The sequence below is a fragment of the Shewanella sp. SR44-4 genome (genome assembly GCF_014163715.1).
In the GTDB taxonomy this organism is placed as follows: Bacteria; Pseudomonadota; Gammaproteobacteria; order Enterobacterales; family Shewanellaceae; genus Shewanella.
Genome location: NZ_JACJDU010000009.1, coordinates 88,289 through 112,427 on the forward strand (window position 1 = coordinate 88,289; position 24,139 = coordinate 112,427).

Genomic DNA, 24,139 nt, shown 5'->3' on the forward strand with positions numbered 1-24,139 from the left:
GATTTTATGCATACACTTCAGTATGTCGAAGTTAGGTCAATTATTGAGGCGGTCTACATGCAATTGGGACATTGCAGGTTCAGTGTCGACAAAGGGGAGTTAATTAACCAGGAAACCGGAGTGGTGTGGCACCTTCCCAGAGCCGAGTTACATGTGCTGACATTATTGGTCGAGTATCAAGGGAAAGTTGTTGCTAAACCATTATTAGAGTCGGGTCATGAAGACGATTCACATTTGAGTTCAGCGTCAGTCGCCAGGGCTATTTTTACCTTACGCTCTTTTCTTGGACCACAATATGAAACGCTTATCGAAACAGTAAAAGGCCAAGGTTATTTGCTGAGGCATCATCGTGCCCGTAAAGAATCCAGCAATAAATTAGCCCGCGTAGTCATTCGGCCATTACAAGCTTTGCTGGTGGTCATTGCAGTTGTTAGCGTGTCGCTGGTAAGCCTATGGTGGTTTAATCAATTTGGCCATTCTATCAATCCAACCATGCCGCTGAGTATTGAAACAGTGACTTTAGATTCGGGCCAGCAAGTCGATGTGATTCTGTATTCACCTTCAAACACCAATAATGAGTTACTGATTGGTCAAGGACAACTGCTCACACAAAGTTTATTAGGTTGTGCTGAAACGGTATGGAATAAAGCTTTTTTATCGTTATCTCATGACAAGCAAGTACTGAACATTACCCTCAGAGGTGATTATTTGGGCCAGTCTATTATTCGTAATTTAAAAATTAGCGACTTACGCCAACCTAAGCGATTTATCAATTCAGCATGGCTTGAACAAGTGAACATTTGCGACTCATTACCTGTTCGACTCGCTTCATCTCATCGATCTCAGGGGCATTAGTACAATGGCAAGAAAAGGATTATGGGTAATCAATATTGTCATTCTATTGTGTTTGCTGGCCAGTATTGGCGGCATTTACTCGTTAACATCCAAGACTCCGAGTTTTATGCTGAGCTGCAGTTCAGAACTGTTTAATCATGAAGTTGGCGCTGCAGATAGCGATCATTATTTATTGGTCGATTTAGTCTCTAAAGATGGTTTAGCCCAAATTAATTACCGCTATTATGACTTAGAGGGCAATTCAGCTGGCACATTAGCGATGACGGGTAGAGTGAATAGAATTGATGCTCAAAGGCAAATGTACGATATTTCAGTGACCACTAAACAAGAGTATTTAGGTGGGAGCAGTCTCGATATACCGGCACATTATGAATATTTATCGTATGTGAGCGGAATAAATTTAAACAAGAGTGGCATGCATTCATTAAGTCTTCAGGTGTTGGAGCGCGATGAAACAAAAGATTATGCAGTGGTTTTATTTCAGCCGAGTAATACCGTCTGTGGCTGTCGTTTGGTGCATTAATTTATGCAAACAAAAAGGTCGATGCAATGCATCGACCGGTTAAGTATTTAACCCTAGCTCGGGTTATTTATGCTTTAACCGAGTGTAAGGTTACTTTTTCCACTTCAGTTGCTTGGGGCTGAACCTGAGCTTTAGTCTGAGTTAACTCCCCAACAGGTAAAATAGTGCGACCATATTCAGCGTTAAGCACTTGGGCCATGGCAAAGTAAATAGCGCTTGCTCCGCAAAAAATACCTTCAAATCCTGCAATAGTGCCAAGCAGTGCATTACCGGTAAAGTCGCGTGCGGCCAATAAGAAAAACAGGATGGTTAATGAACCAAATATTACTTGTTTTGCTCGTGGATAACGTAACGATCCCACAAACATAAAGGCAGTAAAGGTGCCCCACAGAGTTAAATACCAACCCATAAAGTGTGCTGGACTGGCGGCTACGCCCATATTTGGCATTAAAATAATACCCACTAAGGTTAACCAAAATAAGCCGTATGAAGTAAACGCGGTGGTGCCGAAGGTGTCGCCACGCATAAAGCACATCATACCGACAATCACTTGGCCAATGCCACCGTAGAAAATCCCCATTGCGAGGATCATCGAATCAATTGGAAAATAGCCTGCATTATGGATATTGAGCAGTATGGTAGTCATGCCAAAGCCCATTAATCCTAATGGTGCTGGATTCGCTAATTTTGTAGACATCATGTTCCCTTAATGGAAAATGTTAACGACGAAATAACATCGCTAAAGATTAATTTGTACCCAGATTGGGCAAGTCGCGTATTTTAGAGAAAGCATCTACGGGTAGCAATAAGCAGCATTAGGTATGAATAGCTAATCGCAAAACAAGTTATTCAACTTTAAAAACAATGGCTTAATGTATTTTTTTTATTAAAAAGGGTAAAGCAGAACGCAACTTTTTCAATAAGTTATTTAAATTCAAACAGATACTGAAAGTGCATGGGGCTGGAGTGATATTGTGCAAGTTGTTGCAGTTAGTGCGACAAGTGTCAAAAATAGCATTGTTCTACCATTTACTAGGGCGGTTAAGTCGTGACTGATGCGGAGTATTCTGTGATGTAAGCGATACAAATTCACTAAGTTTGGTGTGGCTTGCAAAAATAACATTTACAGCAAAAATCATCTCTATGGTCAATAATTTATGACTAACCCCGGCTCTCTTCTGCTATAACGTTGAGCATTATACCAACCATTTTCACCTGCTCGATGACATAATCTATCGCTATGTTTGGTCGCTGATGACAACTCATTTGTTTGATTTGTGTGCTAGACCACAGACGTGCTTTCGCGTGATAGCTAGTCTGTAGTTAGGCTTTAATTAAAACCACATTAAATATACCAACATCATTGTGGTTTATTGGTATCGGAGGTTATATGCAACATAGGTTTATCACTACTGTATTAGGGACTTTAAAGCCCAATCTTCTGCAATCACTTGCTCAAGTTAGCCGTGAAATAGGCGCAAGTTGGGAAACCAGTAAAGTCATTAAACTCGACGGACAATTTGTGGCCATGATGCGGGTAATGATAGATGTCGATAAAGAAGCGGCGTTAAAACAAGCATTAGAACAGCAGTTTTCACAATTAACGTTTGTCTACGCTGAGTACGATCATGAAGCTAAACATCTATCGCCAGAATGTAAACTCACTTTAGATTGCAATGATCGCTCAGGCTTAACCCATGACATGAATCAAATTTTAGCGGATCTTGAAGTCAGCGTAGACCACCAAGAATGTTACCGTGTACAAGTCACTAGTTTAGGTAAAACGGTGTACAGCGCTAAGCTGACATTAAGATTACCGGAGAATGTGACTATCGCACTGTTAATTTCCCAGCTTGAAACATTAAGCGATAATATTCGAATAGAAGTTAACTAACCTTCTCTTAATCTGGGCAATCGTTCATCGTTTTAGGCAGTGGCTTCGATTCACAAAGGGTTAGTTATCCTTTACGGAGGTTAGCTAAACACCACTTTGTTTCTGCCACTGCTTTTGGCTTGATATAACGCACTGTCGGCGAGATCGATAGCTTGCTCTATCGTTATGTCTTGGTTACTGAGTTCAACGACCCCAAAACTGGCGGTTACGCTAATTTGCTGGCCGCAATAAACAATAGGTGTTTGGTTAATCATGGCTCTTAATCGCTCGGCAACATTGATAGACTCTTGATAATTGCTGCGCTCGATCAATATAACAAACTCTTCACCGCCCATGCGGCCGATTAAGTCGTCTTTTTTTATATGTTGTTTAATTAACTGGGTAATGCTGATTAATACTTGATCGCCGCCAGCATGGCCGAACTGATCGTTAATGGCTTTAAACTTATCAATGTCCCAGTAAATGAGGCATGCATGTTGCGGCTGCTTTTGTAGCTCAAGTAATTTTTGTTTCGCGTGGCTATAAAATCCCCGACGATTAAAGCAATCAGTCAATGAATCTGTCATCGCCAGCAACTTCATTTCTTCGGCCAAATCAGAAGCCAGCATATAAATCACAAATACTGACATACCAACATAAGCCGCAGGTAGGGCGGTAAAGTTAACAATGGCGTAGAGCTTGATAAGTTCCACATCCATCTCTTTACCTTGGAATAGCGCGATACTCGCTGCAACAAATATGCACATGGCAAATATGAAATGCATTAACGACGCACCAATTTCGGCTGGCCGTGATTTGGTGCGATGCTTAATAATCACCACACTAGTGATCATCAACAACAACACATCAACGTATAAATACAACGACATTCTTAAGCCTAGATGTGGGCTAATATAAGTAAAGTAATAGGTTAGCGCCATCCCACATACGCCTAGGCCAAGCAATGTTGCAGGGTGGATTTTAGTGTTAGTGCGTAAACAATGTCCCCATGTCCCGAGCACCACCGACAGCATGGATACACTGCAGCCGATCATCCAATACAGGTTATGAGAAAGAAATAGGCTTTTAAATAAACTATTAGCCCACAGCACAGTCGAGGCTAAAAAAGACAAAGAAAACATCAACGCATATTTTTGCTTACCCATGGTTTGCCAGGTCATGAAAAAGATTATCGACAGCAAAATGCTAGAAAAAAACAAGGTGATTAAAATATACGTAAACGGACTTTCCATATGGTGACTTCCTAGCTTATGGCTTTGTTTATATAAACCCAAAACGAAGCTATGTTTACTCGAATTAGACTGAGGGTTGCAGTGTTTGTTGGTAATAAATAACCGATGGATGACAACAAATACTACAGTGTTTATCAACTGTAGACGGCAATAGCAGCCTTAGCCAATTGGGATAAGATAATAGCCTTTAGGTGGTTAATTAATCAGCAATAATGAGCGTTAAGCTGTGGTGAGTTGTTTTATCGCTTGCTCGGTTAGCGCTTCGGTATATAGGTTGATTTTGAAATGCTCAACACTCCAACCTTTAATAAAACGCTGGAAATCAGCCCAGGCTAAACAATATAAAGGTCGCCATGCCTGCTGTACCTCAAGCGGATTGATTAGCGGATGACATTCGGCTAGGCCTTGGGTTAGCGCGGCAAAATAATGATTAAGATAGCCATTAATTAACGCTTCTGGTTCGTGATAGTTCAATACACTGCTTAACAACATGATCACGTCTTTCATGCCGCAACCTTGGCCGATATATTGAAAATCGACTGCTGCAGCATGGTCATCCTGACTAAAACAAAAGTTAGCTAATTTGGCATCGCCATGCACCAAGGTTTGAAATGGACATTGTTTCAAGGCATCGTCGATGAGATGGGCTGCCGACTTAAGTGGGCTGTCGGCTAAAGCGGCTAACTCGTCTGGTCGTGTATCTAGATGCCAGTATGTGCCGACAGGCCAAAGCCCTTTTGGCTCTACGTGCATGTATTTAGCATGAAAATGCCCTAACCACGTTAAGCACGCGAGTACGGTTTCAGATGTGGTGGTTTTTCTTACTTGAGTAAATCCCAGGGTATGCAAGTCTTGTAACACTAACAGGGTTTCATTGGCTTGTTGGTCTACATACAAACAACGCGGCAGAGGACTGAATCTCTGCTGTGTATGAAGATTTGCATAGTGCTGATACCAATTCACTTCCACTTGGTACGACTGCAATTTACGCTGATGCGACAGTGGCGTATTCCAACCTCGAGGATGCGATTCCTGTTGAGGTAAACAGATATATTTCACAATCACTGACGAGTACGATTTACCCGTTACATAAGCCCTAAATAACTGACCATAACCACCCCAAAGCGGTTGGATCACTTCAATATGAGTTAAGGTCGAAGCATCAATTGCGAGGCTAACACGCTGTAAAATATAGTCTGGAATATACAAAGGTGTCTAGTATTCGTGATTTTGGGGTGAATAATAACAAATATTTCGAATTCATTTTTATGAGGCTGCATTATTAATCTCTTTAATTCGTGCTGTCTTCTGTTTTATTGATACCTCGATGATAAATTATCCTGTTCGGATTTATCTTTATATTGGCATTTCATTTTTAGCTCAGTCGCTGCCATAAAACATCTTCATGGGTATTTTTATCAATATTCATTCACGATAATGAAAAAAACTAAATTAATGCCCCTTATTAGAAATGCTCATAAAACAAGCTGAAAAATATTAGGCGATGATTTTTTTTGATTGTTTTAATAATCGAACTAGCAATTGTTTTGAAACATATTTTTAACATTTAATTGTTTCAATTACGATAGGATTATCTTCAAAGTAAAGTCAATATAATGGCTGAAACATTGTGCTTTTACACAACCTATTGTTTATATTCTATTTGATAATTAAGTCTGCGTTGTTGAACAGTCATTAAATTGACGGTATCCTATTATCAAAATGTAACAAATTTTTACAAATATTTACAAGTTAGTATCAAATCCGCCAAATTTATCCAGGAGTAATCATGGCAACTGCAAAGACAACTATTTTCAAACTGAGTACAATTTCTGCTGCTATTTTATTGACTGCATGTAGTAACTTGTCACAACCCGCTAATGTATCTGTATATAACGCTGAAGAATTATCGCAACGAAACAGTGCTTTGTTAGAAAGAGAGAAAGCGGTCGCCAAGCGTGAAGCAGAAGCGCAAGATGCTTTAGTTGTTAAAACCAGTCCAGAGGGCGAATTACTTCCACCTAACGCTAAGCCAGGTGAGTGTTACGCGCGTGTATGGGTAGAACCTACATACGAAAATTACACCGAAACTTTAATGGTAAAGGAAGCTAGTGAAAACGTGAGTATTGTGCCAGCACAATACCAGCAAGTAACTGAAACCATTGAGGTACAACCTGCTAGCTTTAACATGGTCGCCTTACCAGCTACTTATGATGTTGTGACCGAGAAAAAGTTAATTCGTGCGGCGGGTTCGCAATGGTTAGTCGACCTACGTAAAGGCAGTGCGCCTGCAAGTGCTGAATTACTAAAAGCGGCTACAGAGCACGGCATTAACCTAAATAATGCAACTGCTGGTATGTGTTTCCATGAACATTACATGCCTGCACGTTATGAGCAAAAAGGTGAGTCGGTTCTTATTGCTGAAGCCTATGATGTGGTTGAAACTCTCCCAGCTGAATTCCGTTGGATTGAGAAGCGTATTTTAGTTAAAGAAGCCAGTACTCGCATGGAGCAAGTGGCAGCACAATATGAGACTGTTACTGAAGATGTTGTCGACGTACCAGCTCACAATATTTGGAAAAAAGGCGTTGGCCCAATCCAGAAAATTGATGAAGCGACTGGCGAAATCATGTGTTTAGTTGAAGTGGCAGCCACTTATAAAACACTCACAAAACGAGTGTTAGTTTCACCTGCTACATCACGCACTGTCGATATTCCTGCAGAATACGAAACAGTACGTGTACAAGAATTAGTGAGCGAAGCAAAAGAAGTGCGCACACAAATTCCTGCTAAGTATAAAAATATTCAGGTAACTCAAAAAGTTGCTGATGTTGAATTTGTTTGGCATGACGTGCATAACGAGGAACATCCCAAAGCAACTCGCACGGGTAACAAGATCTGTTTGACAGAAACGCCAGCTGAATTTGAAACGGTTAGTCGCCGTGTCGTAGTAAGCCCTGCATCGACTAAACGCATAGATGTTGCTGCAAAATACGAAACGATGAGTGTCACTAAGTTAGTCTCTGCTGCTAAAGAGATGCGTTCTGAAGTGCCTGCAGAGTTTGAAACCGTTTCGCTGAGCCGTATCGATAAAGATGGCTTTATGGAATGGCGTCCAATCTTATGTGAAACCAACATGACACGTTCGACCATTACCGATTTACAACAGGCGTTAGCATCGAAGGGTTATAACCCAGGTAAAATCGATGGTGTTGTTGGTGTTGATACCATTAAAGCGGTAAATGCTTTCCAAAATGATAATAACTTACCAACTGATAAATACATTAATATCGAAACGGTAAAAGCATTAGGCGTTAACCTGTAGCTTACGGTTTAATCGCTAACATAAAACCCCAAATGCCAATCGAACGTTGATTGTCTCTTGGGGTTTTTATTTGTTTTACATTTGTGAAGCTTGAAATTTCCGCCCTGATAATAGTTTCAACATCATCAAGTTAGTCCTGTCCAACTTTTGTTTCTATAGTGTGAGTCAATCACTTCATTTCGTACCAATATAAAGCAGAATTGCGTTATCAATCATAGTGTATTAAGTCAATACGATACCGACATCAACTAGCCTAAAAGATTAATATTATTAATTGTTTACAGAATAATATTACATGCTACTATTCTGCGTTTTTTCAAATATCATTAAGGAACAATGATGTACAAAATGTCTCTTCTAGCCACAATATTGTGCGCGATTTTAGTTACTCCGGCTTTTGCCAACACAGATACAAGCTTATCAACATCAGATAGCAGTGGTTTTTATATTGGTGGTGCGGTGAATAAAACAGAACTTGGTTCAGATGATGCCAGTGGTTCTGAATCAGCAACAGGCTTCGGTGTTTACGGTGGCTATCAGTTTAATGACTGGTTTGGCTTAGAAAGCAATTTTTTTGCGGCCAACGTAGGTGAAGACGATTTTGATGTTGTTGCCGGTGCGCTGACCTTTACACCAACATTTACTCTGCATTTTAATGAGACATTTTCGGGTTTCGTTAAAGTGGGTTTCGCATCAATGGCCGTTGTTGTAGATGGTTATTATGATGATTTTACTGCTTCTGGTATTGGTTTTACCTATGGTGTGGGTATTAATGCTGCATTGACTGAGCACCTAAACCTGCGTTTAAGCTACGATATGAGCAAAGGTGATCTTGATATTGATGAATATGGTTATATTGATGATATTGATGCTGAGATTGAACAGATTGCATTGGGTTTACATTACCAGTTCTAATCATCAGCTTTAACTGATTCTAAAGTGATTTAAGGCTACCAATGGTAGCCTTATTTGTTTCATAGGATTGGTATAGATACTTATAAAGTCGGGCGATGTAAGTCGAAACGCTGTTCGTCGGAAATACCATAATAAGCCGATGGTCCACCTGCGCGCAAAACAGGCTCAGCTAATGCTGTTTGATAAATTCCTTCTGGGCTCAGCAAGTGTTTTTCAATGTGTACAGCTACAACCTCACCAAGCACTAACCAAGTATCAATTTTGTCACCATTAGCTGCGGTTAACTGAATGCATTGCGACAGTTTGCATTCGAAGCTGACCGGGCTTTGTGCAATGCGGTCAGCCTTAACAATGTTGCCTGCTATTGGTGTCAATCCGGCAAATTCAAACTCATCAGTGCCACGGGGCAATGCTGCAGAGGTTTGATTCATTTGCGCGGCTAAACTGCGGGTCGTTAAGTTCCATACAAACTCGCCAGTTTCAACAATGTTGGCGACGCTGTCTTTCCAACCTGTACTGGCAAAGCCGATAATTGGCGGATCGTAATTAAAGCAGTTAAAGAAGCTATAAGGCGCTAGATTTCGCTGGCCTTGAGCATTGCGAGAGGCAATCCAACCAATGGGACGTGGGCCTATAATGGCATTAAGTGGGTTATGTGGCAGACCATGACCTTTGCTGGGTTCATAAAAATAGCGATTATCAGCACTCATATTTTACCTTATTTATACTGTTGGGCTTGTTATAGCGGTATCAAATATTACGATGATTTAAATTGGATGGCTCAATTTGATAGCTCAATTTGATTGTTCAATTTATGAATCAACGCGATAGGCAAATATTACCACATCAATTATGGTATCAGTGCCGTCCACAATAAGCGTAAACCTACCACGATCATTAAACTGAGGATTATTTTTTTAAACTGTTTTTCATCAAACTTATCTTGAATGCGCAGTCCGAGTTTTACCCCAATCCAGGCAATGGGCGCCAATGATGCAGAGACTAATAAATTACTAAGGTTAATTTGCCCTAGCATGCTGTAGGGAATTAACTTTACTGCATTCACAACCGCAAAAAATACCACCGCAGTGCCTAAGTATTCTGTTTTAGGCAAACGCAGTGGGATTAAATAAGCATTTAATGGCGGCCCACCGGCATGAGCAACAAAGCTGGTAAAGCCAGCAATTGTGCCGCAAACTCGGCCGATAAAAGAGGATGGTTTTCGTTGTGACCATTCTCCCAATGTCAAACCATAAACACCAAATCCTAACGAAATAACCCCTAATAAGCCGCGTAAATACTGCTCGTTAAGTTGATCAAATAGCAGATAAGCCACCACAATACCGATAATGGCCGCAGGCAACAAAATCCACAGTTGGGTCGTATTTTGTTTTCCCCACCAAGAGCGCACACTTAAAAAATCCATGTAAACCAATAGCGGTAACATCACTGCCGCGGCTGCTGCAGGGCTAATGGCCAAGGCAAGTAAAGGCACGGTTAATCCGCCTGCACCGCCAGCAAAGCCTGATTTTGACATCCCGGTGATTAATACCGCTGGAATAGCGACTAACCAAAACAATGGATCTGTTAACACTGACGTTCCTCGCGATGTTAATCAGTTAATAACTATTGGGCTAATAGCTGATCATTAATATTTTATTCTTTAAAATAAAAAGCTTAACTTTATGTGTGGTTTAACTGAAGTCGAATAAGCTGGAATCATAGCACCAGCGCCCATTAATCAGACAATAAATTAATAGAACATTTAGCTTTATATTAGTAGGTGGTTAAGTGATTGTGAGAGCAGTAATTGCGATACCAGGAATGGCGCTACGGTATAGCAATTTAAGATGATCATGCAGTCTTTGTGGGTCAGCTAGCATTTGCATCAATAAGTTTACCGTCATTACGAGGGAATACTAATAAGTATACGTCCAATGCTTAAAAATACTACTTTCGTGATGATTTAAAGGAACGAAAAATGCTGGCTAATTTAAGTATCTATTTATCATTAATTTAAGTGTAATTAAGTTAATTTTTATGGATTAATTTCCATAAAAACAGACTAGCCAATATGGGGATGATGTGTGATTCTGTTTTCTAAACTCATTATTTAGCGGAAAATATCGTCATGATCGAACTGTGCGAGTGGCAACAGCAGGGGCAATTTTTGTCTATTAACGATCAGCAGATCTTTACTCGTCAAGCGGGTGATAGAACGGCACCAGCGTTATTGCTAATTCATGGTTACCCTAGCGCAAGTTGGGATTGGGAAGGTATGTGGCATGAGTTAACTCAACACTATTTTGTGGTAACTCTTGATATGTTGGGTTTTGGATTTTCAGACAAGCCCAAAAATGTTGATTATTTAATCAGTCAGCAAGCCGATATTTATGAAGCTGTTTTACAGCAGTTTGGCGTTAGCCATTATCATATTTTAGCCCATGACTACGGTGATACAGTCGCGCAAGAATTATTAGCAAGACAACTTGATGGCAGCAGTACATTGTGCATCAACAGTGTGTGTTTTCTTAATGGAGGTTTGTTCCCCGAAACCCACAAACCTTTGCTTATTCAAAGCTTGCTACTGTCTCCATTAGGGAGCGTGGTAGTCAAACTAATGAGTAAACAAAAATTTGCCGCGAGTTTACAAGGTATATTTGGGCCATCGACACCACCTACGCCACAGGTTATTGACACATTATGGCAATTGCTTAATCACAATAATGGTATCGCGGTAATGCATAAAGTCATTAGCTATATCACCCAACGTAAACAACATCGTGAACGTTGGGTTGGGGCGATTATCAACAGTACAATACCGATCAAGTTGATCGCAGGGGCTAAAGATCCGATCTCGGGCCAACACATGATCGATCATTATCGGAAGTTGATTCCTCATGCAGATGTAACCGAACTGTCTACGCTGGGACATTACCCACAAATCGAAGATGCCAATGGAATTACAGCTGCCTATATGCAATTTAGGTTAAGTCGTACAAAGTAGATGAGTGAAAGGGGGCAGTAAAATTAATGCCTGTTATATCATCGAATAAGGTGAAGTATTCAGTTAGCTCTAGACGGGGATGTAGCAAAATCTATCATTGGATAATAAGCACTTTGGGCTATTTTTAGGTGGTGGCTCCATTGTGATAATTTACAGTAATATATCTGTTTTTCTTTAAGAGCAATGAACAGGTACTAAGTGTGTAAAATGATGTCTTTAATGATAATTTCAGATGTTTGTTCAGTGCTTATTTTAGGTGTTTGGAATAAATAACCTTGTAAAAAAATAGGCTTAAATTGACGTAAATAATCTAGCTGCTCTTTGGTTTCAACCCCTTCAGCAACAACATCAATATCGAGTTTATGAGCAAGTGCGACAATGCTTTCATAAATCCCTGCGCTTTTTTTATCATTAACAGCATCATTTAAAAATTCACGATCAATTTTAATTTTGTCTACTTTTAGATGTTTTAGTCGGCTTAATGACGAATAACCTGTCCCAAAATCATCAATCATGACTTTAATGCCCATCGTATTAAGTGCGTCAATTCTGTTGGTTGTTTCTGTAAAATTTGCGATTAACGAGCTTTCTGTAATCTCAAACTCAATATTAATATGATCAAATGCAGAGATGATTTTTTGAGTGTTAACCAGAAAATTTACGTCTAAAAATTGTTTAACTGATACGTTTATCGCGATAAATTGATCTCGTTTTAAAAACCGACTTCCTTCTGCCAACGTTGTTTTTAGCAGCCATTTAAAAAAGTCTTCCGATAGACCAATGTCTTCAGCAAGGTTAATAACCAGTTCTGGATTAATATGTGTTCCTTGCAAATTCCAGCGTGTCAGTGTTTCATAACCCTCTATAGCTCCAGACACAGCGCAAGCGATAGGTTGATAGACTAAATATAGTTGTTCGTTTTGAATGGCCAGCTTAAGTTGCGCGGATAGTCGATAGCGTTCAGAGATTTTTTGGCCTATTTCATCGGTATAGTAACAAGCTGTATTCAGTTTATTACGTTTTGCTTCATACATTGCACAATCTGCTGCAATTAATAATTCTTGAACGGAGTTACCATGCTGTGGTGAAAGTGCGACACCCATGCTGAAGCTCATATCAATGCTGCGACTATTGATGCTAAATGGTTCGTTTTGACACTTAAAGAGCCGATTAATCAGTGACTCTATATTGGTTGTTCCTTGAGGAAAACCTGCAATTATTAAAAATTCATCGCCGCCAAGTCGAGCCACTATCTCATCATTTCTTATAATCGAAGCTAGCTTTTCACCCACCTTTTTAATGAGTATGTCGCCCGCTTCATGGCCGTATGAATCATTAACATCCTTGAAGCCGTCTAAGTCCAAAAAAATGACACCAATACTCGTTGATGTTCTATGAGAATTTTGCAGTAATTTATCTAATTGAGACAGCGCTAATGTTCGATTTGGAAGACCAGTTAGTGAATCGTAATACGCGTGATAGGTGATTTCTTTGTTAATCGATTTAATGTCAATGACTCGTCTTATGCCATAAATAGTTGCAGTTAATGCAATCCATAAAAAGCTAAAAATCAACTCATCCATTTCCCAGCTTTCGTGGCTACGAGTAAATTCATAAACTGATTCAACAAATTCGACATTAAACGCGAAAGACAAAATGACCATGATTACCACGAATAATGTGCCAACAATAAAATCAACTCTAGCTCGTTTTTTCATGAGCATGCTGGACTGAGTTTGTGATTTTAGAATGTCTAACTTCATCCAATCTCCAACACTGTGATGCCAATAACATATTGGTTATCTTATAACTATATATTAATATCGCCTGTTTCACGTCAGCCATTTACTCGTTAATAACAAATTATCTTTAATTCTTGCTGAGTGATGAAGGGAGAGGCTGTATGAAGGCGGATTAATTAAGTGTTGTTATAACCAAGTATTGCAAAATATATTGAATTAGACAAGGCAATGTTACTTAGTTTATCCACATAAAATCAATAGCTTATTTTATTTCATCCGTTACTGCTTATTCGCCGCTTTAGTAAGAATATGACATAGAGATATTGACAAAAAATGGCACTGGTAAAGCGGCCTAATATTGCTTAATGAGGAGTGCTTTCTTTTTTTGCTTACTCAACACTCAACAGCTGCTAAATATGCAGGGCTACTACACTAAAGCACTGGATGATTTATTGGTCGTTATCACACAATAAATTCACTTCTATTTTGTTTAATCTGCTCATCGTTAAAATATGCACGCACTCGTCCTGAGCCTATTGAGAATGTCTTGGTTACGTGATCCACGCTTATCTTCTCTAATTAATAAGGTTGGGTGGCTAGGTTAATCGCCATGTGATTGATACGTTCTGCGGTGAATCCATTATTGTGGGTATATCTTCAATACTAATGCCACTGGAATGTCATTAGCATGGTTTATTTGTAGTGTAGACATCATATGGACAGCGCTTTATATATTGATAAATATAGAATCAAAATCAATAAAATTGTCATATTCATTTGATATCATTAATATTTATATATCATGGGGAATCATCATGCGTGTCATTGCTATTATATGTGGATTGCTTACTAGCTTATTGAGCTGTTATTTATCAGCTAACACTACAGCAGCAGTACCAGAAAAACCCTATGTATTACTCGTGTCTATTGACGGTTATCGATACGATTACAACAGCTTGCATAGCCCTAAGCACCTTACTGATTTTGCTAAACACGCTGCCACAATCACTCGTTTTAAGCCGTCGTTTCCGACAGTGACGTTTCCTAATCACATCACCTTAGTGACAGGCCTTTACCCCGCTCATCACGGCATAGTGTCAAATCGATTTTATAATCATGCTTTGCAACAGCCTTATGCCATGAATATTAAACAAGCGGTCACTGACGGCCGCTTTTACTATGGGGTGCCGTTATGGTCATTAGCGGGTCAGCAAGGATTAAAAAGTGCCACCTATTTTTGGCCAGGTTCAGAAGCTAAAATTGCTGGTCAGCGACCAAATTATTGGTTGCCTTATCGTGACAATGCTCCCAACAATGAAAGAGTCGAGCAGGTTTTGCAGTGGTTTAATTTAGCCGAAGATCAGCGGCCACAATTTGTAACGTTATACTTTTCAGATGTAGACACCGCAGGCCACCTTTTTGGCCCAGAGTCTACAAACACCTATCAAGCGGTGCAGAAAGTTGACCAAACTATAGGGCTACTTTTAGCGGGAATAAAAGCCTTACCTTTTAAGGTTAATGTGATTATTACATCCGATCATGGTATGGCGAATGTTGCAGGATTTGAACGTCTGTATACCGATAAATTGTTTGTGGGCAATAAAGCGTTAAAAGCTAGATTTAGCTTTAATAACGATGCGGCTTTTTCATTAGTCACAGCCACTGGTGAGAATAAGCAACAAGATTTAGATGCCTTAAAAGCATTAACCCAAACAGTGCCTGGTTTGCAGTTTTATCGCCAACAAGATATTCCCACTTCTTTGCACTTTAACAATAATCCGTCAATTGGTGATGCAATATTAATCAGTAATCAACATTACATTACTAGCACCGATGCGAGGGCTGGCGTAGTAGGCAAGCACGGTTATGATGCCAGTGTCATCAGCGACATGAACACAGTGTTGTACGCTCAAGGGCCGGCATTTAATCATGTGACAGTCGACTATGCTGAAAACATTCATTTGTATCCACTCATTGCTGATATTTTAGGGTTAACCATAACCGAACCCATTGATGGAAGATTGTCGGTATTATCGCCACTATTGGCCGACTCGAGATAATATTAGCGCGTGGCGTATTGATGTTGTCTAAACCCCGTGGTTAAACTCATTGGTTTGACTGAGCTAGAGGTAATATATTCTAAAAAGTGTTGCTGTTTCATATCCTCTTGCAAAATAACATGATATTTTACAATCAAATGGAGTTTAACCCGTTAGGTTTATGGAGGAGCCATGCAGGCTTTTTTAGTCGCTCAAGCAAATATACCCTTTTCAATTGCGCTTGTTATTGTGGTCATGCTGGGGATGTTTGAAATCATCGCCATGATTGCAGGCTTAAGTGTATTTAGTGCACTTGATAATTGGTTTTCACTCGATGTCGATACAGATGTTGATACCACGGTATCTGTTACCGGGATGACCGGTATATTGGGTTGGCTGTGTCTTAATCGCTTACCGTTACTTATCTGGTTTGTATTAGCATTAAGTAGTTTTGCGATAGCAGGGTATGTGATTAACTTTGGCTATTCACAAATTTTTGGCAGCTTCTTACCCCAAATCATCACCGTACCTGTTGCGTTAGTCATAATGTTTTTTTCAAGCCACTTTATTGGTAATGGTATTGCCAATATTCTCCCTAAAAACGAAACCTCAGCAATATCAATTGATGCGCTTGGCGGTTGTGTCGGCAAGATAACCCAAGGTCGTGCAATAAAAGGCATGCCGACAGAAGCGGTGGTTCGGGACACATTTGGGCAGAAACACTACGTGTTAGTTGAACCAGAACACGACGATGTCGAATTTTTGCCAGGCGTCGATGTTGTACTCATCGCTCATCAAGGCAAAGTCTGGACAGCAACCAGATTCAGTTAACCTAAAAATATCTTATTGAGATATACCCTAAAAATAAAAATGTCATTCCAATGACACTTTTTGATAAAACACAGTTGTATTTAAAAGGAAATTAAATGGAAACGTTAACAAACTTTGATTCAGGAAGCGGCTTTGTCCTCCTCATTGCTGGCATAGCAGTATTAGGATTGATTATTATTGGACTTATTTTTGCCAAATTGTACAAACGAGCCAGTAAAGAAATGGCTTTTGTTCGTACTGGGTTCGGCGGTGAGAAAATCATTAAAGATGGTGGCGCAATTGTGCTGCCAGTGCTGCACGAAACGATTTCGGTCAATATGAATACCTTGCGTATTGAAGTCGAAAAAAATCAAAAAGATGCCCTGATCACCAAAGACAGAATGCGCGTGGATGTAAAAGCCGACTTCTATTTACGTGTTGCGCCAAATGCCGAAGGGATTTCAATGGCAGCGCAAACGTTAGGCACTCGCACTAATCGTGTTGAAGAACTAAAAAAATTAATGGAATCAAAGTTTGTCGACGTATTGCGTACCGTTGCAGCCGAAATGACCATGACCGAAATGCACGAGCAGCGCGCTGACTTTGTCCAGCGAGTGCAGAATAATGTCGCCAATGACCTTGAGAAAAACGGCCTAGAATTAGAATCTGTGTCGCTCACGGGTTTTGATCAAACTGACTTGCAATTTTTTAATGAAAATAACGCATTTGATGCCGAAGGTCGTGCTCGTTTAGCTAAAATCATTGAAGAAAAACGTAAAGAAACCAACGATATCCAACAAGAAAACCGCATCAAAATTGAACAGCGTAATCTTGAAGCAGAAAAAGAATCATTAGAAATCGAAAAGTCGGAAGAAGAAGCTCGCCTCGCGCAGCAACAGTCACTCGAATTTAAACGTGCCGATCAAAAAGCTGAAATCATTAAACAAAAAGAAAACAAAGCCCGCGAAGAACGTGAAGCCGAAATTGCCAAAGAGCGCGCAATTGAAACGGCTGAAATTGAAAAAACCAAAGACATCGAAACCCGTGAAATTGAAAAGTATAAGTCTATTGAACAGTCACGCATTCAGCAACAACGCGATATTGAAGTATCTGAACAAGACAAACGCATTGCGGTAGCCGCTAAGTCAGAAGAAGAGTCAGCCGCTCGCGCTCGCGCTGCAGAAGCTGAAAAAACCAAGGTAGAAAAAGAAGAAGCGGTTATTACTGCGCGCCAAACTGCTGAAGCTAATCGTCGTAAAGACATTGAAGTTATTGATGCCCGAAAAGAAGCTGAGCGTGAGGCCGTGGGTGTTACGGTTCGAGCTGAATCAGAAAAAGTTGCCGCGGAAGATAGAGCTAGCGCCATTTTAATTGAAGCGCGTGCCAGTGCAGACGCTAAGATGCTAAAAGCCTCAGCCGATGAGAAAATCTATGCAGTTGAAGCTGCGGGTAAGCGGGCACAGTACGAAGCTGAAAACGTACTGAGCAACGAACAAATTGCACTGCAAAGATCATTAGCCATATTAAAAGCCTTACCAGACATTATTGCTCAAGCCGTTAAACCGCTTGAAAAAATTGAAGGTATTAAGATTTTACAAGGCTATGGTACGGGCAATCAAATGAGTAACGGCGAGGGTAACCAATCCCAGGGGGGTATTGCAGAGCAAGTAACCACTGCAGCATTAAACTATCGTGCTAATGCCCCTGTGGTTGACGCCATGCTACGAGAGTTAGGCCTAGTTAATTCAGAGTCTGGTAATTTAAATGACCTACTGACAGGCAATAATGCACTGACATCTGAAGCGATTAATGTCATTCAATCGGCCAAAACGGGCTTTGGTGTGGATGAAGTTATCCCTGGCATTAATCCAGCGCAATAAATGCTAAGTTGCTAAAGAGGTCTCTTTCCTCTTTAAAATACAAAAAGTGCCTTTTGGCACTTTTTGTATTTATCAGCATCACTCTATAACAGCGTTATGCCGACTATGTTCAATCTCAGTTACTTAGCGGGAGTGTGAAACACTTTTTAAGCTAAAGAGTGAGTTACAACAATTGATCCTGTAACAGATTCTGTGTTGTTCTGCCTTATGACATTATGGTCTTAATCGTTGAGAGACTTAATATTCTTTAAGGTTTATTGTGAGATTATCATAGACTTGATATTAACTTTCTCAGTGGCCAGAAGGCAGACTTTCAGCCATAGTACTTGGAATTTAACTGTTAGTTATGATTGTATTATGGTCGTTATCAGTTAATGCTAGATATAGGCTAAATACACGTGTGTGACGACTCAGCCTCTCAAATAAGCCCAAAAAGGTAATGTGAACCATGACAACAGCAATAGATTATTATTTTACGAGTGTTTCTCCTTATGCCTATTTAGGCCATAACACCTTTACCTCGTTGGCTGAACAGCACAAAGCTGCTATCAACTATAAGCCGATTAAACTGGCAAAATTATTTGCAGTATTAGGTGTGTTACCGGTAAAACAACGCCTGCAAGCTCGACAAGACTATCGCTTAATTGAGTTAGCTCGTTGGTCAACAAAGCGCAAATTGACCCTTAATCTACAGCCTGCTTTTTTCCCTGCAGACCCAAGTTTGGCCGACAGATGCATAATTGTGTTACAACAAGCTGGACAAGATGTCGGTGAATTTGTTGGTAATGTACTGGCAGCATGTTGGGCAAAAGATCAAAACATTGCTGATGAAGCGGTGATTAAGCAAATATTAACCTCACTCAATGTCGACGCCGACAGTGTTGTGCAGCAAGCATTGTCAGCCGAAATCGAAGTAATATACGAATCTAATACTGTAGATGCTATTGAAAAAGGCTTGTTGGGTGTGCCGACTTATGTGTATCAAAATGAGCCATTTTGGGGACAAGATAGACTCGATTTACTTAACGACAAGCTGGCTGGATAACGTTATTTAGGTGAGGTCTAAAATAAGGTTGCAGTGGTTATTTACTGCAACCTTTACCGGTGCCAATAGTAATGAACGTTCAAAAGTAAAAACCAATAATCAATTGCTGTTTACACGTATTAATTTGGTTTTTGTAGTCAATAACTTTACTTATAAATAGTCATCAGTTGGCAGCCATTATGGTTGAATGTTTTTACATCAACGTTTAATCACAATCCATTATTTCAACTTTGTAATACCTATTAGAACCGCAATAATACCACCCGCCATTCCAGCCCAGGCTTCAATAGGTGTATCACCACTTATGGCGCGGGTAAGTTGGGAGCTCGCTGCATCATAAATATTGTAGCCCCACAATGCTAAAAAAATACCCGCAATAACAAGTACAATCCCAATAATTTTATTATTCATGCTAACTCCAGACTTTGATGAGCTGATAGTTGATAGCTAATAGTTGATGATGTCACCGTTGATGACGTTTAGTTGACCATGTCGCAGTAGATAACCTGAAACTAACCAAACACATAACGGCTCTGTATACGAACGCTTCAGACCAACCTCTGGGTAAGACCGTTTCCGTCTATTTCATTTTTAGCCAAATGAAATAGACACAAGCTAACCTGTTATTTACCTGGCAGTCACTATAGTTTGACGTTATTTCTAATCTGTTCTATTCGCTCGCGGTTAACCCCAAAGTCAGACTCTCCGATACGAGAAGCGGATCTAACATGGATGGTTATTTTATCGGATGCTGTTGACGGAAAGTAAAACTCAACATCATCGACAAACCGCATTATCTGAGAGGTAAACTCTACTCGGATATAATCATCCTCAACCACGACGATATTCGCTCGTTCAGCAGTCTTTAATACGTGCAACAGTTTTGCCTGCGCCTGCTGGCGTGTGCCGACGAACTCAATCGGTTGTATCGCATGCTCTTCATCTGCAGCTGATTGTTGGCTACTGACACAATTTGGCGATTCAGGACATGGCATTAACTGGCCATCATTAATGCCTAAAGTAGGCACTGTGCCAGAACAACCCATTAACAGCGTCATGCTGAGTGTAATAATTGAAATCTGCTTGTACATTATTAATATCCTTTTATTTATTTTCACGGTGACCATAACTCAATACTCGGGTTATTTGCCATTTGTCGTCTACTTTACGCCAAACCATGACAAAGTCAGCTTTACCTTCACATTGGTTGGTTTTATTTTGACAAAAGATATGCACCCCTTCTGTAATCGCACCAAAATCTTTAATCGAGTGGACGTTAAAAGATCCTTCAACCAGCTTTCGGGTGTAATGACCACATGCATTGTTTTTAGTATTGGCAATCATGCTGTCACGGTCCCACGTTACCCCACCATTATCATGATAAAACTCGACATCAGCTGCAAAAAAGCTTGCGTGCTTATCTAGCTCTTGCGGATTTTGACAATGATTAAATGAGTCAAACACCGCAGTATCAAGCGCTTTCATTGTGTCAGCTAACACCATGTCATCAGCCAATGAAGGTATTGAGCAAAAAGCTAATAAAACCAAGCAGATTTGTTTCATCGTTTCGATTCCTTATGTGCCAGTAACAAGGATAGTGAAAGTGCCAGATTTAGTGGTTCAGTCATAAAGTGTGTTGTAAATAGGCGGTCAAATACGGTTAATACAGAAACTTTATGAGGGCTAAAGTATAACTACAGAATATAAACGTAAAGTCATCGTTCTGAAAACTCAATATTCAAAGGGGTAGGGATTTGAGCCCTACCTCTTACTTCTAAGACGCCTGTATACACGGGTTGTACGAGTATTGAATGAGTAAATGGTTACACCAAACTGTTGTTTTATTTATCGTCAGAAGAATGATGTTCTGCCTCAAGTGCTAAAGCTTAATCATAGTTATTGAGCCATAGTCTCTTGTTATGTGATTTTATTCTGTTTATGGGCATGAGAATCAATTTTTAAGAGATAGATCGTAAACTAATCTATTTGCAGCAGAATAGAGTTGATCCAATGGGTTTGTGCCACAATAATTTTCGATGTATTTAGTAATTGCCTGAGTATCTAGGCCTTCCAAATAACTATTCACCTTCTCGAAGTGCAAGCTTTCATTTTTTGCCGTTACAAAGCCGAGAACCCACTGATTTGCCATATCATGACCACTTCCATTTTTACTTAGGCTCGAATATTTTCCGCATGAGACAGACCCAAGCCCATATGCCATAAACTCACCTGAAGCGCTGTCGGAAAACGAATAAGACGAAGCTAATAAGGCAACTATAAAAATCACAGCTCTATTCATGATGAACCTCCATTTTTCACATAACTTCTTATTATATGGTAACTGTGAAAAAATACACTTTAATAGCATGCCAAATAAGAAACATTAATGCGCCACCAATAGCACACTTAAATTGAAAGCTATTATATTTACCTGCATTAGATGAGTTACTTTCCAATGCAGAAGTAACACCACTAATTGCTGCTTCAATTTCTAGAGGGTGCAGTGGTTGTTGAGGATGAACCCCTTTTTTTAATTGCAATAAGTTAAAATTTGAAAATGTTGCAGTTTGGCACCATTCAAGATATTTACAGCCAAAATAAAAACTTAACCCCCAAAAGATTACAGATAAACCTAATGGTATGTCTGCATAAGTGACTTTTAAACCAATAGTTTTATTTACAGTAAACGCTATTGCTGATGCAACAATAGCCAATAGAAAATATGCATATTTATCTTGGCCAGTACGATGTTGTTTATATAATTCTAGTAATTCAGGATCCGACAATTGATGCATACTCCTTTGCCTTATAACGTTTAGTATTTATGCGTTGCGCTGTTTGCAAGGCATAAATCGCTTGTTGGATTTGGCCGATGCCTAGTCAAAATTAATTGGCATGCTTTATGCTGTAGGGATTTGCATTTTTTGATGCTGGCTCTGGGCTACAGAGCAGTTTTGAGTCAATTGATATCGAGTTGTGGGTTGGTTTTTCATTGAAATTCCTTTTCATGGTATTTTCCTATAATATATCTTTAAGCTTGGTTGATTCAATGAGGGTTACACACTCAATTGAAGCCTCTGTTGGCTCCGCTCCACGGCTTAGTTCAGCGTCCTGTTAAGGGGCAAATTGTAGTTGGCTAAAATGCGGAGCGGAACCAACCAACTTTATTAAAATACCGTTGGGTTAGTATCTGTTTCTTTTTGATATTGTTTTAATAATTTTGAATTCATAGATTGCTGAACCAGTTTTAATAATACATATCTATTTTCATCAGTACGATGGTGCTTATCAATAGAGTACTTTGCAACTTTTACAGCAATACTCCTATTTTTGTCTGAAATAATCCTAATGGCTAAAAGGTGCAAGTTTTCTAATTGACTGCTCTTTTGCTCACGGTATCGAGCAACTTTAGCTTTGGTATCAAGAGTGTCAGGTTCTGTTTTAAAATGATTTAGTTCAGAATCAAGTCCCCCTATTTCTAGTAGGGATCTCTCAATTTCAAAAAGAAGATTATTTTCTTCTTTTTGTTGCGCGTAATAAAGTTGGACGTGGTGTGTTAATACTCCGCCACCCAAAGCTAATGTTGCACCTAAAATTATATACAATGCTTCCATGTACGATATTCACCTAACGCCCGCATAAATTTTGGAGCAAGTGGACGAGTTTTTGCGCCTTTTGTCTTTTGAAAAAAAACGGTTTATAGCTAAATATTACCACCTTTTAGCTGGATTAATAATTCACCTAAATCTCTTTGGGTGCAACCGTCTTCCCAGTGTTCATCATCTGCTAAGTGAATAATTGAGAACACACTAGACCAAAAAACCTTTTCGTTTGCCGTGGGCTCTTTTGGTGATTCATCAGATAAACTCCAAGCATAAGACTTGATGGCCTCATGACCCACTTTCCCAGACAAATAGGACTCAAGCTTCTCAGCTAGCTCCATTTTATTTATTTGTGATACTTCAATACTCATAAACAGTTAAAGACTTATTGAACGGCTCGCCCGATAATGTCGGCTGTTCAAGTTATTGTTTAAATCATCCTACATTCTCTATGTCTTTGATGTAAAGTGATAAAAAACTCTCAACCTCACAAAAAAACCGAGGTTACGTGTTGGTGTCGTTCAAAAAATTAGCGATAATATTTATTTGCAATATTATCAATCAATTATACTTTTCGAAATAAATCTACATTACGACTTTAGGCTTACCTAATGAGTTGTTCATTTTAATTAAGCTAAATCTATTTATACCTGTATATAAAATCAGTTCATTCGGTTAAACACAATCTAACCAGTAAATAATGGTTTCTATAGAAAAGCACCTCAATACTTCTCAATAAAAAAGCCAGCATGTATACCTCAGTGAATGCACTTCCGCGTGCAGAGACATGCCGCCCGTAGACATAAATGACTACACTAATTCGTCATTGAATGAGTAACCACATGCTGAATACACTTTACAACTCATATATAAGTATCGATCTTATAAATAGGAACCCGTGGGTTCAAAGTCCTATTTTTCACCTAAACGAAAAAGGCTCATCATTTCTGATGAGCCTTTTGTCTTGAATATTGCGGAGGGATAGCTTGCTTGTAATAAAGAGGAACCCTGGGTTTAAAGTCCTATCTTTCGCCCAACAAAAGGCCCTGTATTTATCGATTTGGCATTTGGTCTTGGATCTGGCGGAGGGATAGCTTGCTTGTAATAAAGAGGAACCCTTGGGTTCAAAGTCCTATCTTTTGCCCAATAAAAAGGCCCGCTATAAATAGCGGGCCTTTTTATTTTAATGTGGCGGAGGGATAGGGATTTGAACCCTAGAACGGGATAAACCGTTGCCGGTTTTCAAGACCGGTGCATTCGACCACTCTGC

The 24,139-nt window shown here is 39.6% G+C and carries 23 protein-coding genes; 10 read left to right on the top strand and 13 right to left on the bottom strand.

Annotated features, from left to right (window positions below):
• The first annotated feature begins 57 nt into the window (after positions 1–57).
• Positions 58–855 carry a helix-turn-helix domain-containing protein gene (locus H5125_RS06590; RefSeq protein ID WP_182743824.1) on the top strand — a complete coding sequence of 266 codons (798 nt, stop codon included), beginning with the start codon at positions 58–60 and terminating at the stop codon, positions 853–855.
• 4 nt (positions 856–859) lie between these two features.
• Entirely contained in the window at positions 860–1,378 is a 519-nt protein-coding gene (locus tag H5125_RS06595; RefSeq protein ID WP_182743825.1) for a hypothetical protein, read from the top strand.
• Positions 1,379–1,445: 67 nt separating this feature from the next.
• On the opposite strand, the gene H5125_RS06600 is transcribed toward H5125_RS06595, so the two are convergent.
• The gene (locus H5125_RS06600) at positions 1,446–2,075 is read right to left on the bottom strand and encodes an acetate uptake transporter (protein ID WP_182743841.1); all 630 of its coding nucleotides are present in this window, start codon (positions 2,073–2,075) and stop codon (positions 1,446–1,448) included.
• Between the two features lie 693 nt (positions 2,076–2,768).
• Here H5125_RS06600 and H5125_RS06605 point away from each other — a divergent pair.
• Positions 2,769–3,272, top strand: coding sequence for a glycine cleavage system protein R (locus H5125_RS06605; RefSeq protein WP_182743826.1), 504 nt, complete (start codon positions 2,769–2,771; stop codon positions 3,270–3,272).
• A gap of 80 nt (positions 3,273–3,352) precedes the next feature.
• Here H5125_RS06605 and H5125_RS06610 read toward each other — a convergent pair whose 3' ends face one another.
• Both H5125_RS06610 and H5125_RS06615 read right to left on the bottom strand, forming a co-directional pair.
• Positions 3,353–4,504 carry a GGDEF domain-containing protein gene (locus tag H5125_RS06610; RefSeq protein WP_182743827.1) on the bottom strand — a complete coding sequence of 384 codons (1,152 nt, stop codon included), beginning with the start codon at positions 4,502–4,504 and terminating at the stop codon, positions 3,353–3,355.
• Between the two features lie 219 nt (positions 4,505–4,723).
• Positions 4,724–5,713, bottom strand: coding sequence for a phosphotransferase (locus H5125_RS06615; protein WP_182743828.1), 990 nt, complete (start codon positions 5,711–5,713; stop codon positions 4,724–4,726).
• A 580-nt stretch (positions 5,714–6,293) separates the two neighbouring features.
• Here H5125_RS06615 and H5125_RS06620 point away from each other — a divergent pair.
• Positions 6,294–7,829, top strand: coding sequence for a peptidoglycan-binding protein (locus H5125_RS06620; RefSeq protein ID WP_101085045.1), 1,536 nt, complete (start codon positions 6,294–6,296; stop codon positions 7,827–7,829).
• A gap of 348 nt (positions 7,830–8,177) precedes the next feature.
• Positions 8,178–8,744 (top strand): porin family protein, encoded by a 567-nt coding sequence (locus tag H5125_RS06625; protein WP_310734185.1) that lies wholly within the window; start codon positions 8,178–8,180, stop codon positions 8,742–8,744.
• An 80-nt stretch (positions 8,745–8,824) separates the two neighbouring features.
• On the opposite strand, the gene H5125_RS06630 is transcribed toward H5125_RS06625, so the two are convergent.
• Together H5125_RS06630 and H5125_RS06635 are read right to left on the bottom strand one after the other, a co-directional pair.
• Complete coding sequence (locus H5125_RS06630) at positions 8,825–9,454, bottom strand: flavin reductase family protein (RefSeq protein ID WP_182743829.1); 630 nt, start codon at positions 9,452–9,454, stop codon at positions 8,825–8,827.
• Positions 9,455–9,594: 140 nt separating this feature from the next.
• Complete coding sequence (locus tag H5125_RS06635) at positions 9,595–10,338, bottom strand: sulfite exporter TauE/SafE family protein (protein ID WP_101085048.1); 744 nt, start codon at positions 10,336–10,338, stop codon at positions 9,595–9,597.
• Positions 10,339–10,875: 537 nt separating this feature from the next.
• Between H5125_RS06635 and H5125_RS06640 the strand changes: the two genes are divergently transcribed.
• Entirely contained in the window at positions 10,876–11,751 is an 876-nt protein-coding gene (locus H5125_RS06640; RefSeq protein WP_182743830.1) for an alpha/beta fold hydrolase, read from the top strand.
• A 194-nt stretch (positions 11,752–11,945) separates the two neighbouring features.
• Here the strand turns inward: H5125_RS06640 and H5125_RS06645 are convergent, their stop codons facing one another.
• Positions 11,946–13,514, bottom strand: coding sequence for a bifunctional diguanylate cyclase/phosphodiesterase (locus tag H5125_RS06645; RefSeq protein ID WP_182743831.1), 1,569 nt, complete (start codon positions 13,512–13,514; stop codon positions 11,946–11,948).
• Positions 13,515–14,308: 794 nt separating this feature from the next.
• On the opposite strand from H5125_RS06645, the gene H5125_RS06650 reads away from it, so the two are divergent.
• The 4 genes from H5125_RS06650 to H5125_RS06665 all read left to right on the top strand — a co-directional run bounded on the left by H5125_RS06650 (position 14,309) and on the right by H5125_RS06665 (position 19,267).
• Positions 14,309–15,553, top strand: coding sequence for an ectonucleotide pyrophosphatase/phosphodiesterase (locus H5125_RS06650; RefSeq protein WP_182743832.1), 1,245 nt, complete (start codon positions 14,309–14,311; stop codon positions 15,551–15,553).
• Positions 15,554–15,724: 171 nt separating this feature from the next.
• Positions 15,725–16,363 (top strand): OB-fold-containig protein, encoded by a 639-nt coding sequence (locus tag H5125_RS06655; protein WP_182743833.1) that lies wholly within the window; start codon positions 15,725–15,727, stop codon positions 16,361–16,363.
• 95 nt (positions 16,364–16,458) lie between these two features.
• Positions 16,459–18,222, top strand: coding sequence for a flotillin family protein (locus H5125_RS06660; RefSeq protein ID WP_162023979.1), 1,764 nt, complete (start codon positions 16,459–16,461; stop codon positions 18,220–18,222).
• A 448-nt stretch (positions 18,223–18,670) separates the two neighbouring features.
• On the top strand, positions 18,671–19,267 hold the full coding sequence (locus H5125_RS06665; RefSeq protein ID WP_182743834.1) for a 2-hydroxychromene-2-carboxylate isomerase: 597 nt from the start codon (positions 18,671–18,673) through the stop codon (positions 19,265–19,267).
• A gap of 219 nt (positions 19,268–19,486) precedes the next feature.
• Here H5125_RS06665 and H5125_RS06670 read toward each other — a convergent pair whose 3' ends face one another.
• From H5125_RS06670 to H5125_RS06700, 7 genes are all read right to left on the bottom strand, one after another.
• Complete coding sequence (locus H5125_RS06670) at positions 19,487–19,678, bottom strand: DUF3185 family protein (RefSeq protein WP_101085056.1); 192 nt, start codon at positions 19,676–19,678, stop codon at positions 19,487–19,489.
• A 230-nt stretch (positions 19,679–19,908) separates the two neighbouring features.
• The gene (locus H5125_RS06675; protein ID WP_162023977.1) at positions 19,909–20,358 is read right to left on the bottom strand and encodes a DUF1499 domain-containing protein; all 450 of its coding nucleotides are present in this window, start codon (positions 20,356–20,358) and stop codon (positions 19,909–19,911) included.
• A gap of 13 nt (positions 20,359–20,371) precedes the next feature.
• Positions 20,372–20,830, bottom strand: coding sequence for a nuclear transport factor 2 family protein (locus tag H5125_RS06680; protein WP_182743835.1), 459 nt, complete (start codon positions 20,828–20,830; stop codon positions 20,372–20,374).
• A 388-nt stretch (positions 20,831–21,218) separates the two neighbouring features.
• Positions 21,219–21,566, bottom strand: coding sequence for a hypothetical protein (locus tag H5125_RS06685; RefSeq protein WP_162023975.1), 348 nt, complete (start codon positions 21,564–21,566; stop codon positions 21,219–21,221).
• 31 nt (positions 21,567–21,597) lie between these two features.
• A complete protein-coding gene (locus H5125_RS06690) occupies positions 21,598–22,053 on the bottom strand; it encodes a hypothetical protein (RefSeq protein ID WP_182743836.1) in 456 nt (151 codons plus the stop codon).
• 381 nt (positions 22,054–22,434) lie between these two features.
• Positions 22,435–22,881, bottom strand: coding sequence for a hypothetical protein (locus tag H5125_RS06695; RefSeq protein WP_182743837.1), 447 nt, complete (start codon positions 22,879–22,881; stop codon positions 22,435–22,437).
• Between the two features lie 89 nt (positions 22,882–22,970).
• Complete coding sequence (locus H5125_RS06700) at positions 22,971–23,240, bottom strand: hypothetical protein (RefSeq protein WP_162023972.1); 270 nt, start codon at positions 23,238–23,240, stop codon at positions 22,971–22,973.
• Positions 23,241–24,139: the final 899 nt, after the last annotated feature.